Source organism: Aeromonas sp. QDB56 (assembly GCF_027705505.1).
Classification (GTDB): Bacteria; Pseudomonadota; Gammaproteobacteria; order Enterobacterales; family Aeromonadaceae; genus Aeromonas; species Aeromonas caviae.
In genome coordinates, this window is the sequence record NZ_JAPDBZ010000129.1 from 1 (window position 1) to 11,665 (window position 11,665).

Here is an 11,665-nt window from a genome sequence, read left to right on the forward strand (position 1 = left end):
ATCGATTGGATCGGACATACTGAGTACAGTGAAACCAGAATAGAGCAATTAGATCACATCTTTAATCTGATTGGTATAAAAAACCGGCGCACGAGGCGCCGGTTCTGATCGCTTTGCTTGAAAGCGGAGGATTACACCACACCCTGGGTGCGCAGGTAATCCTCGTAGGTGCCGCCGAAGTCGCGGATGCCGTCTTCGGTCAGTTCCAGGATGCGGGTCGCCAGGGAGGAGACGAACTCGCGGTCGTGGGAGACGAAGATCAGGGTGCCCTTGTACATCTCCAGCGCCAGGTTCAAGGATTCGATGGATTCCATGTCCAGGTGGTTGGTCGGTTCGTCCATGATGAGGATGTTGGGGCGCTGCATCATCAGCTTGCCGAACAGCATGCGGCCCTGTTCACCACCGGAGAGCACCTTGACCGGCTTCTTGATGTCGTCCTGGGAGAAGAGCAGACGACCCAGCACGGAGCGCACCGCCTGTTCGTCTTCGTTTTCCTGCTTCCACTGTGCCATCCAGTCGAACACATTGAGATCGGTGTCGAAATCTTCGGCGTGATCCTGGGCGTAGTAGCCGATCTGGGCGTTCTCGGACCACTTGATGGTGCCGGTATCCGGTGCCAGGGCACCGACCAGCGTCTTGATCAGGGTGGACTTACCGATCCCGTTGGTACCCAGGATGGCGACCTTCTCGCCCACTTCCAGCATCATGTTGAGCCCCTTGAACAGGGGACCGTCGCCATAACCCTTGGAGACGCCCTCGATCTCCAGGATGTTGCGGTAGAGCTTCTTGTCCTGCTCGAAGCGGATGAAGGGGTTCTGACGGCTGGAGACCTTCACTTCCTCAATCTTGATCTTGTCGATCTGCTTGAGGCGGGAGGTAGCTTGGCTGGACTTGGAGGCGTTGGCGCTGAAGCGGGAGACGAAGGATTGCAGATCGGCGATCTGGGCCTTCTTCTTGGCGTTGTCGGCCAGCAGGCGCTCGCGGGCCTGGGTGGCAGCCAGCATGTACTCGTCGTAGTTGCCCGGGTAGACCCGCAGCTCGCCGTAGTCCAGATCCGCCATGTGGGTGCAGACGGAGTTCAGGAAGTGACGGTCGTGAGAGATGATGATCATGGTGCTTTCACGATCGTTGAGCACCTGCTCCAGCCAGCGAATGGTGTTGATGTCCAGGTTGTTGGTCGGTTCGTCCAGCAACAGGATGTCGGGGTTGGAGAAGAGCGCCTGCGCCAGCAGTACCCGCAGTTTCCAGCCCGGGGCCACTTCGCTCATCGGGCCGTTGTGCTGCTCGATGGGAATACCGGCACCCAGCAGCAGCTCGCCTGCGCGGGATTCGGCGGTGTAGCCATCATATTCGGCGACCAGGCCTTCCAGCTCGGCGGCCTTCATGTAGTCGTCGTCGGTGGCCTCCAGGTTGGCGTAGATGGCATCGCGTTCAGCGATGGCGGCCCACAGCTCGGTGTGGCCCATCATGACCACGTCCAGTACGCGCATCTCTTCGTAGGCGAACTGATCCTGGCGCAGCTTACCGATGCGCTCGTTGACATCCAGGCTCACATTGCCGCCGGTGGGTTCGAGATCGCCGCCGAGGATCTTCATGAAGGTGGACTTGCCACAGCCGTTGGCACCGATGAGGCCGTAGCGGTTGCCGCCGCCAAACTTGACGCTGATGTTCTCAAACAGCGGCTTGGCGCCGAACTGCATGGTGATGTTGTTGCTTGAAAGCACTGGAATGTCCCGGTTGGTCTGTCAAATGGCGCGCATTATGGCACAGATCCCCCGAAAGTTTTAGCAGGAACTGTGATCTGGCTCCATTGCGGGGGGGGGGGGGGGAAGGTTTCACGACCAGGCCGGCAACGGGCTCCGGCTTCTCTTGCAGAGGGGAGGCGAGGGGCGGTCATGAAAAAAGCCGGCACTGGGCCGGCTTGGATGCGTGGGATGCCACTTAGTGGGCGGAGGCGCCGGAGGCACCGAGCCCGGTCTGGGATCTGACGAACTGCGGGAAGAACTTCGCATGCTCGTCGGAGGCTGCCTGGGACTTGTCGGTGACCGAGAAGAACCAGATCCCGATGAAAGCCAGCCCCATGGAGAAGAGCGCCGGGTATTCGTAGGGGAAGATGGCCTGGGCATGACCCAGCACCTTCACCCAGACGGTGGGGCCCAGGATCATCAGGGTCACGGCGCTGATGAGACCGAGCCAGCCGCCATAGACGGCGCCACGGGTGGTCAGGCGGGACCAGAACATGGAGAGGAAGAGCACCGGGAAGTTGCAGCTCGCCGCGATGGAGAACGCCAGGCCCACCATGAAGGCGATGTTCTGCTTCTCGAACAGGATGCCAAGGCCGATGGCGACCACACCCAGTACCAGGGTGGTCATCTTGGAGACGCGCAGCTCGTCGGCCTCGTTGGCCTTGCCTTCCTTGATGACGCAGGCATAGAGGTCGTGAGAGACCGCGGAGGCCCCCGCCAGGGTCAGCCCGGCCACGACCGCCAGTATGGTGGCAAACGCCACGGCGGAGATGAAGCCCAGGAACAGGCTGCCGCCCACCGCATCGGCCAGATGGACCGCCGCCATGTTGGTGCCCCCCAGCAGGGCGCCGGTGGCATCCTTGAAGTCCGGGTTGGTGCTGACCAGCAGGATGGCGCCAAAGCCGATGATGAAGGTGAGGATGTAGAAGTACCCGATGAAGCCGGTGGCATAGAACACCGATTTACGGGCTTCCTTGGCATCGCTCACGGTAAAGAAGCGCATCAGGATGTGGGGCAGACCTGCGGTACCGAACATCAGGGCCAGCCCAAGGGAGATGGCGGAGATGGGGTCGGCGACCAGGCCGCCCGGGCTCATGATGGCCGCACCATTGGCATGCACCTTGACCGCTTCGCTGAACAGGGTACCGACGTCGAAGTTGACGGACTTCATCACCATGATGGCCATGAAGGAGGCACCGGAGAGCAGCATCACCGCCTTGATGATCTGTACCCAGGTGGTGGCCAGCATGCCGCCGAACAGCACGTAGAGCACCATCAGGATGCCGACCAGCACCACGGCCACGTGGTATTGGAGGCCGAACAGCAGCTCGATGAGCTTGCCGGCACCGACCATCTGGGCGATGAGGTAGAGGGCGACCACCACCAGGGAGCCGCTGGCGGAGAGGCTGCGCACCGAGGTCTGCTTGAGGCGGTAGGAGGCCACGTCGGCAAAGGTGTACTTGCCGAGGTTGCGCAGCCGCTCCGCGATCAGGAACAGGATGATGGGCCAGCCCACCAGGAAGCCGATGGAGTAGATGAGACCGTCGTAGCCCGAGGTGTAGACCAGGGCGGAGATGCCGAGGAAGGAGGCGGCGGACATGTAGTCACCGGCGATGGCCAGACCATTCTGGAAGCCGGTGATGCGCCCGCCGGCGGCGTAGTAGTCGGAGGCCGAGCGGTTGCGCTTGGAGGCCCAGTAGGTGATGAACAGGGTCGCGGCCACGAAGATCACGAACATCACGATGGCCGAGATATTGAGGGGTTGGCGTTGCACCTCGCCGCTGATGGCGTCGGCCGCCAGCAAGGGGGTGGAGATCAGACCTGCCAGCGGCAGCAGAAACTTGCCTTTCATGATTGCGCTCCCTTGAGGATCTTCTGGTTCAGCTCGTCGAACTCGCCGTTGGCACGAAATACGTAGATACCGGTCAGCACGAAGGCCGATACGATGAGACCAATCCCGACCGGGATGCCACGGGTGATGCTGGAGCCTTCGCTCAAGGGGGTGCCAAGCCAGCCCGGTGCAAAGGCGATGAGCAGGATGAACGCCAGGTAGAGCCCCAGCATCAGGATGGAGAGGGTCCAGGCAAAACGCTGGCGTTTGGCGACCAGTGCCTGGAAGTTGGGATCTTGCTGGATCCGAAGATACGGTTGCTGTTCCATTGCAGTTCTCCATGACAGTGAATGTCAGCGGTGGATGAGGGGTTCCCTACCGGACAGCACGGCTGTCCATGTAAGCAAAATGTGAATTAAATGTTATTTCCGAACAATTAGACTTTGGGATAAGCCAGCGGGCCGCCCTGATGCAGGCGTACAAAGACAAGGGCGGCGGTGACGGCATCGCTCAGGGCGTCGTGGGGGGGCAGGGCTGGCAGCGCCAGATGGCGACAGATCGCGGCCAGGTGCAGATCGATGGCGGCATCGGGATAGCGGCGATAGATGTGATCGTGATAGAGGCGGCTCACCTCGATGCCGCGCTGGGGCAGGGTGAGCCCCCACAGCCGTTGGCAGGCGAGGTTGAGAATGCGCAGGTCATAGGCGATGTGATACCCCACCAGCTCATGGGGGCCGATGAACTCCAGCAGCGCGCGCAGCGCGGGCTCCAGTGCCATTCCCTGTTGCAGATCCTGATGGCGCAGGCCGTGGATCACCACGGACCCGGCGCTCAGGCTGGCGGGAGCCTGGACCCGGATGGCAAGGGCATCGCCCGTCTCTATCCGGTTGCCCCGGATGCGCACCGCCCCGATGGAGACGATCTCCGCCAGCGCCGGATCCAGGCTGGTGGTCTCGAAGTCCAGCGCCACCCACTCGTCGCCAGCAGGGCGGGCAAAGAGCGGGGCAAACTCCCCCTCCCGAAACGTCCTGCCAAGCCAGCGGCGGCGCCAGTGCATCCACATCGCTATTGCCTAAGACGAAAGTGCAAGGTGAGCCATTGCTGGAACTTCTTCACCTGGTGCAGGGCATGGCGCAGCAGATCCCGCTCTGCGGGGCCGAGGTCTGCCACCCGCACCCGTCCGTCTCCCTCCTGCAACTGGCTGCGCAGCCGAAGCCGCATGAACAGCCGGAAGGCCTCCGCCAGATTGGTGCCATAGTCCCGGCTGAGGCGTCCCTGGCCCACCAGGGCCTCGATGCGTCCTGTGGTCGAGGTCTCCAGGATCCCCGCCTCCAGGGAGAGCACCCGGACGCCGTGGACAAGGGGGAAGAGGCCGCCCCGCTTGAGATCCAGCCCCTCCGGGGCTTGCTCCAGTCTGCCAAAGAGGGTGAGGGGGGCGTGAAAGGCGACGGCGGCCCTTGCCATCTCCGCCAGCAGATCCGGCCGGTCGGCGAGGCAGGCCCGCAGGTGGCGGGCGACGGGGGCGAGCCGGGCGCGATCTCCCGTGATGGCCTGGGCATCGGCCAGGGTGGCGAGCCAGAGCAGATCCGCTTCGCTGGCGCGCACACAGGCCTGCTCTATCCCTTGCAGCCAGCCGCCAAGCGGCTTCACCCAGGCCGGGTTGTTGACCATCACCCTGCCCGGGCATGGGGGATAACCCAGGCGCGCCAGCAGGGCGCTGAAGGCGGCCAGATCCGCCGACTGGGTGGGCCACGGCAGGCCATCCGGCAGGATCAGGGCATTGTCCTGATCGGTTTTCTGGATCTGCTCGCCACGCCCCTCCGACCCCAGCATCAGCAGGCACACCTGCTCTTGCTGCGCCGCAGGGATCACCAGGGAAAAGGCCTTGGCGATCAACTGCTCGTTGATGGTGGCGATGAGCTTCATCAGGAACAGGGTGTGGATCCCCTGGGCAAACAGGGAGCGAATGAGCTGCTGCTGCTCCCGGGCGACCGCCTCGAGGGCGGCCGGGGAGTCGGCGCGGGCGATGCGCAGGGTCAACACATGGGAGTGGGTGGAGAAGAGCCCGAGCACCTGGGTCAAATGCAGGATGCCTGCCACCTCCTGCCCCTGCCAGATGACCAGGCGCTTGATGCGGTGGCTGGTCATCAGCAGCAGGGCATCGAACAGATAGCTCCCCAGTGGCAGACCCGTCAGCGGGGTGGGGGTCAGCACCGCCAGCGGCGCACTGAGCGACAATCCCTTGAGGGTGAGGGCGTGGAGCAGGGTCTTGCGGGTGGCCAGGCTCAGGCTGCCGTCTGCTCCGGGATAGAGCAGGCAGTCGGTGCCCCTGGCCACCATGGCCTCGGTGGCGGCCAGGAGCGAGAGGCTGCTTTCCACGATCAGCGGCGCCTGCAGATGGTCGGGAGCGATGCGGGTCAGGATGAACTCTGCCAGGTTCTGCTGTCCGAGCTGGCTGCGGCGCTCCTGCTCCCGCTGGCGCTCCGCCAGGGTGGCGGTGAAGTAGCGGGCGATATGGGGGTGCTCGTCGCACAGGGCCAGAAAGACGGGGCGGGGAATGAGCTGGCAGAGGGTATCTTCCAGGGCGGCGAAACGGTGGCGGCAGTGCCCGTCAAACTGGGCACGGACGTCGAACATGTCCCCCTCGCCATAGTCGCCAAAGGATTGATGGGGGGCAGACTCTTCCACGGCCCCCTTGATGATGAGGTAGAGCCCGGCGGGCTCCTCCCCGGCGTGCTGCACCGTCTGGCCCGCGCGAAAGTAGCAGATGCTGAGGTGCTGACCGAGCCGCTGGCGTGCCTCCTCGTCCAGGCCGTCGAACGGTGGACGGGCAAAATTGAACAGAAGTGACATGAGAGGCTCCACCGTGACCATGGGGCCAGTCTGACAAAGGCTCCACCACCGGGCCAGCCGACTTTAGTCGCAGGCCTGGGACGGCCTCCCTGTACCTGCCCATAACACTCTGGTAACGTTGTGGTATGACCAGTTGAATCAAAGGACGAAGACGGAGATGGAAAAGCCAAGGGTCAAATGGGTGTTTCAGGAGGGGATCGCCGAGGTGATGCTCTGCCGGGGGGACAAGCTCAACGCACTGGATCGGGCCATGTTCGACGCCATCGACGAGACGCTGAACGCGCTATCCCGGCAAAAAGGGCTGCGGGCCGTGATCCTGCACGGGGAGGGGCGGGCGTTCTGCGCCGGGCTGGATGTGAAATCCATGCTGAGGCAGCCGGTGGCGGCGCTGGAGATCCTCAAGCGCGAGGCGGACGAGGCGACCAACCTGGCCCAGCGGGTGGCCTATGGCTGGCATCAACTGCCGGTGCCCGTGATTGCGGTGACCCAGGGGGTCTGTTTTGGCGGCGGCCTGCAGATAGCGCTCGGCGCCGATTTTCGCTTCAGCACCCCGGATTGCCGCTTCTCGGTGATGGAGATCAAGTGGGGCATCATCCCCGACATGAGCGGCAGCGTCACCCTGCGCAACCTGATGGGGATGGATACCGCCATGGAGCTTGCCATGAGCGGGCGCGAGCTGGAAGCCAGCGAAGCCAAGTCCCTCGGCCTGGTGAGCCGGGTGTGCGCGGATCCTCTGGAAGAGGCGCGGGCCTTTGCCCGGACCCTGATCACCAAGTCGCCGGATGCGCTGGCGGGGATCAAGCAGCTCTACACCCAGGCCTGGGCTCGCAGTGACGAGGCCATGCTCAAGGAAGAGACCCGGTTGCAGAGGCAGATCCTGGGGCGCCCCAACCAGTGGCGGGCGACCCTCAACAGCCTGTTTCGCTGGCGCCTGCCATTCGGACCGCGCCGCAACGTGCTTTGAACCCCTCACCCATCCAACACAAATGAAAATGGCAGCCGAAGCTGCCATTTTGCATTGTGCCGTCTGATTACTTGGCAACGGTATCCGGGTCCGCCTCGAAGGGGTGGCCGGTTTGCTCGCGCATCAGGTTTACTTCGGCGCGGTTTTCAATCCAGTAGTCCGCGTTCTTGATGCCGAGCTTTTCCGGGTGGAACACGGGATCCAGACCCTTGGCCAGCTGTGCCTCGTAGTCTTTCAGACAGGCGAAAGCCGGCTTTTGCAGCATCAGGATGGCACCGATGTTGAGCCAGGCCATCAGGCCGACCCCGATGTCACCCAGGCCCCAGGCCAGATCGGCGGTCTTGACGGTGCCGTAGACGGTGGCAGCCATCAGCGCAATCTTCAGCAGGAAGGTGAGCCAGGGACGGTTAATCTTGCGGTTGACAAAAGCGATGTTGGTTTCGGCGATGTAGTAGTAGGCCACGATGGTGGTGAAGGCGAAGAAGAACAGGGCGATGGCGACGAAGTAGTTGCCAAAGCCTGGCATCATGCTCTCCATGGCGGTCTGCACATAGCCGGGGCCTGCCGCGATGCCTGCGATGCCGGTGTAGAGGGCTGCACCGTCCGGACCCTGCACGTTGTACAGGCCGGTGATGAGCAGCATGAAGCCGGTGGCGGAGCAGACGAACAGGGTGTCGATGTAGACGGAGAACGCCTGCACCAGGCCCTGCTTGGCCGGGTGGCTCACCGCCGCGGCGGAGGAGGCGTGGGGGCCTGTCCCCTGGGCGGCTTCGTTGGAGTAGACCCCGCGCTTGACACCCCACATGATGGCCAGACCCAGAATGGCGCCGAAGCCGGCTTCCATCCCGAAGGCACTCTTCCAGATGAGCAGGATCACGCCCGGCAGTTGGCCGATGTTCAGGGCGATGATGACGCAGGCGACGATGATGTAACCCAGCGCCATGAAGGGCACCACGGTACTGGCGAAATTGGCGATGCGTTTGACGCCGCCGAAGATGATGAAACCGAGCAGCAGCGCCAGACCGGCGGCGGTGACGTTGGGATCGATGTCAAAGGCGGTCTGCAGGCTGGAGCCGATGGAGTTGGCTTGTACGCCCGGCAGCAGCACGCCGCAGGCGAAGATGGTGGCGATGGCGAAGGTCCAGGCATACCACTTCATGCCCAGGCCCTTCTCGATGTAGAAGGCCGGACCGCCGCGATATTCACCGTTGATCTTCTCCTTGTAGACCTGGCCCAGGGTGGACTCCACGAAGGCGGAGCTGGCGCCGAGGAAGGCGACCATCCACATCCAGAACAGGGCGCCCGGGCCGCCGAAGGTGATGGCAGTGGCCACACCGGCGATGTTGCCGGTACCGACGCGACCGGCCAGGGTCATGGAGAGTGCCTGGAAGGAGGAGACACCGGCATCGTTGCCCTTGCCCTGAAACATCAGGCGTATCATGCCTTTCAAGTGACGCAGTTGCAGGAAACGGCTGCGCAGGGAGAAGTAGAGGCCTACCCCCAGACACAGATAAATGAGCGCAGGGCTCCAAATCACGCCATTGATGGCATTGACGATCTCATTCATGTACAACAACTCCTTTGTTGCGCTGTCTTGGCGAGGTCTGTGCCTCGCTGCCCTAACATTGAAATATATGGTGACCAAGGGGGTCACTCAGGATTGTGCGGGACTTTCGACTGGTTAGTCCGCGGGATTTAACATATCGGTTTGTTCAGGGCCTTCCTAGTGAAAAGTGTTGTGACTTTGTTGATTTGTGAATTGACATTAACAAATGGTGAATGGAACTGGACAAGATTCGGTACATACCCATCATCTGCCGCTTTGCCATGCCCAGAGGGCTGATTGAGGTAATGCAAATAGGAGGCCAGGAGTGGCAACAAGGGAAAACAGATACATCATTCGCCTCGCCGGGGAGGTGGATGGGGCCGGATTGACGGGGTTGTTTGCCCAGCTGGGCTACCCCAACCCTGATGGGGCGGTCAGCGCCAGGCTGGCCCAGCGCGATCCGGCGCGGGAGGTCCTGGTGGCCCTGTGCGAGGGGATCCCGGTGGGGGGGCTGGTGTGGCACCACTTGCAACCCATGCATCTTGCACCAGCCTGGGGCCTGATCTCGGCGCTGGTTGTCGATGAGGGTGCAAGGGGCGGGGGCATCGGGGCCCTGCTGCTGGCGGCGGCAGAGCAGCGGGCGGCAGCCCTGGGGTGTGGCCAGCTGGAGCTCTCCAGCAGCCTCAAGCGCGAAGGGGCGCACCGATTTTATCTGGCGTAAGGGTATTGCGAGCGTCCGAAACGTTTTGTGAAAGCTGTCTGATTGGCAAGAGGAGTCCGTGTGTTCTGGTCCAGGTTGAAAGAGGTATTGGGTGGTGCATCTCCCCGGGAGCCTCGTCTCCCAGAAGAGCAGGAGTGGCGCGAGGCGCTGGCGGCGGTGCCCATCTTGCAGGGGCTTGAAGAAGAAGAGGCGCAGAGGCTGATGGAGCTGGCGCGCCATTTTCTCTCGCGCAAGACCCTCACCCAGATCGGGGTGGAACTGACGCCCCGCCAGCAGGGGGTGCTGGCCCTGCAGGCGGTGCTGCCCGTCCTGCACCTGGGGTTCGATTGGTATCGAGGGTTCCACGAGGTGATCATCATCCCCGAGCCCGTGACCCGTCGTCAGGAGGTGCAGGACGAGTTCGGGCTGGTGAGCGAATTTGAAGAGGAGAACGCCGGTGAATCCTGGCCCCAGGGGCCACTGGTGCTGGCCTGGAGCGAATTGCAGCAGGACGGGGACTGGGACGGATTCAACCTGGTGATCCATGAGCTTGCCCACAAGCTCGACATGCTGGGAGGGGATGCGGACGGTGCACCGCCCCTGCCGCGGGGCATGGATCCCCAGCAATGGACCCGGGCGCTGCTAGGTGCGTTTGACGAGATGAACGATCAGTTGACCAGAGAGGAGGTGACCGAGATAGACCCCTACGCCGCCTCGCACCCCGCCGAATTCTTCGCGGTGTGCAGCGAGAGCTTCTTCACCGATCCGTTGCGTCTGCGCGCCGTCTACCCCGCGGTCTATGACCAGTTCGCCCGCTTCTACGGCCAGGATCCCGCCGCCCGCTACCCGGCCACCCGATTGCTGGCTGGGGATCCCGGGGCGCAGGGCTGACCGGCACGGTGTCCGGGCGGTAGAAACACAAAAGGCACCCGAGGGTGCCTTTTTCGTGACAGCGATGTCGCCGGGTGCTTAGGCAGCGGCTTTGAGCTCGACGGGAGCGGCTTTCTTCTGCTCGCCGATGGGCAGCACGGTGCGACCGAACTGCTCGTTGATCACGGTGGCCATGGCCAGGTAGATGGCGCTGGCGCCGCAGATGATGCCTTCGAAACCGGCGATGGTGCCGATCAGGGTGCTGCCGGTGAAGTCACGGGCGGCCAGCAGGAAGAACAGCACGGTCAGGGAGGCGAACACGAACTGCTTCACGCGGGGGAAGTTGACGGTCCCGATCAGCATGAACAGGGTGAACATGCCCCACATCAGCAGGTACCAGCCCATGTAGGCGTGCGGGGTGGCCTCGGCCAGACCCATGGTCGGCATCACCAGCAGGAACACCAGGCTCCACCAGAAGGTGCCGTAGGAGATGAAGGCGGTGACACCGAAGGTGTTGCCACGCTTGTACTCCATGATGCCGGCGATGATCTGGGCCAGACCGCCATAGCACAGACCCATGGCCAGGATCATGGCGCTGATGGGGAAGAAACCTGCGTTATGGATGTTCAGCAGAATGGTGGTCATACCGAAACCCATCAGACCCAGAGGGGCAGGGTTGGCCAATTTTTCGCTCACGTGGTGTTCTCCAACAATAGAGGTGGGGTTGATAAAAGACGCGCGATTTTAGGCAGGCTCGGGGTCCCGGGCAAGGGGGGGACACACAGAAATGGTAAAAAAAGAACACGAAAGTTTAAGTGGCCAACCATTCGTGCCATTCAGGTAGACGAGCGGTGAATGAAAAACGTTTTCAACGTTGCGATTTTGTATAAAAGCCACCTTGGCATGAAAGTCGGCAACGACGATGGTGACTGGGACTGGTGAGGGAAACGCGCCCCGGATGGTCGCGTTATGGCGGCTTGATTGAAAAATGAGTTCATATGCCATCAGACAAGAGTGTTTCCCTCCTGTTTGTGACCCATGGACCTCCCGTATCGCTTGCCATCGCAGTGTCCGTTGCGCTCCCCATCTTAAATGCGAAAGGGGACTCCCTCCGACGTAGGTGGGAGGGGAATTTCGCCGGGGCGTCAGCCCCGCT

The 11,665-nt window shown here is 62.5% G+C and carries 10 protein-coding genes; 3 read left to right on the top strand and 7 right to left on the bottom strand.

Going from position 1 to position 11,665, the window contains the following annotated elements; all coding sequences use genetic code 11:
* Nucleotides 1-131: 131 nt before the first annotated feature.
* From OKB81_RS16295 to OKB81_RS16315, 5 genes are all read right to left on the bottom strand, one after another.
* Nucleotides 132-1,724, bottom strand: a complete 1,593-nt coding sequence (locus OKB81_RS16295; protein WP_010674576.1) for an ABC-F family ATPase — start codon at nt 1,722-1,724, stop codon at nt 132-134.
* A gap of 217 nt (nt 1,725-1,941) precedes the next feature.
* Entirely contained in the window at nt 1,942-3,597 is a 1,656-nt protein-coding gene (locus OKB81_RS16300) for a cation acetate symporter (protein ID WP_010674577.1), read from the bottom strand.
* Complete coding sequence (locus OKB81_RS16305) at nt 3,594-3,905, bottom strand: DUF485 domain-containing protein (protein ID WP_039039049.1); 312 nt, start codon at nt 3,903-3,905, stop codon at nt 3,594-3,596. Before OKB81_RS16305 ends, OKB81_RS16300 begins: the two co-directional genes overlap by 4 nt.
* Before the next feature lie 107 nt (nt 3,906-4,012).
* On the bottom strand, nt 4,013-4,639 hold the full coding sequence (locus tag OKB81_RS16310; protein ID WP_160838300.1) for a 3'-5' exonuclease: 627 nt from the start codon (nt 4,637-4,639) through the stop codon (nt 4,013-4,015).
* A 2-nt stretch (nt 4,640-4,641) separates the two neighbouring features.
* Nucleotides 4,642-6,429, bottom strand: coding sequence for a putative nucleotidyltransferase substrate binding domain-containing protein (locus tag OKB81_RS16315; RefSeq protein ID WP_270805318.1), 1,788 nt, complete (start codon nt 6,427-6,429; stop codon nt 4,642-4,644).
* 157 nt (nt 6,430-6,586) lie between these two features.
* Here OKB81_RS16315 and OKB81_RS16320 point away from each other — a divergent pair, with 157 nt between their 5' ends.
* Nucleotides 6,587-7,393 (top strand): crotonase/enoyl-CoA hydratase family protein, encoded by an 807-nt coding sequence (locus OKB81_RS16320; RefSeq protein WP_043156474.1) that lies wholly within the window; start codon nt 6,587-6,589, stop codon nt 7,391-7,393.
* Between the two features lie 67 nt (nt 7,394-7,460).
* On the opposite strand, the gene OKB81_RS16325 is transcribed toward OKB81_RS16320, so the two are convergent.
* Nucleotides 7,461-8,960, bottom strand: a complete 1,500-nt coding sequence (locus tag OKB81_RS16325; RefSeq protein ID WP_043156472.1) for an alanine/glycine:cation symporter family protein — start codon at nt 8,958-8,960, stop codon at nt 7,461-7,463.
* 328 nt (nt 8,961-9,288) lie between these two features.
* Between OKB81_RS16325 and OKB81_RS16330 the strand changes: the two genes are divergently transcribed.
* Nucleotides 9,289-9,660: a GNAT family N-acetyltransferase gene (locus tag OKB81_RS16330; protein ID WP_442865838.1), complete on the top strand. Its 372-nt coding sequence runs from the start codon at nt 9,289-9,291 to the stop codon at nt 9,658-9,660.
* A 60-nt stretch (nt 9,661-9,720) separates the two neighbouring features.
* Complete coding sequence (locus OKB81_RS16335; protein ID WP_270805319.1) at nt 9,721-10,530, top strand: zinc-dependent peptidase; 810 nt, start codon at nt 9,721-9,723, stop codon at nt 10,528-10,530.
* A 78-nt stretch (nt 10,531-10,608) separates the two neighbouring features.
* On the opposite strand, the gene OKB81_RS16340 is transcribed toward OKB81_RS16335, so the two are convergent.
* Nucleotides 10,609-11,205 (bottom strand): acetate uptake transporter, encoded by a 597-nt coding sequence (locus tag OKB81_RS16340; protein WP_039039055.1) that lies wholly within the window; start codon nt 11,203-11,205, stop codon nt 10,609-10,611.
* Between the last annotated feature and the right edge of the window lie 460 nt (nt 11,206-11,665).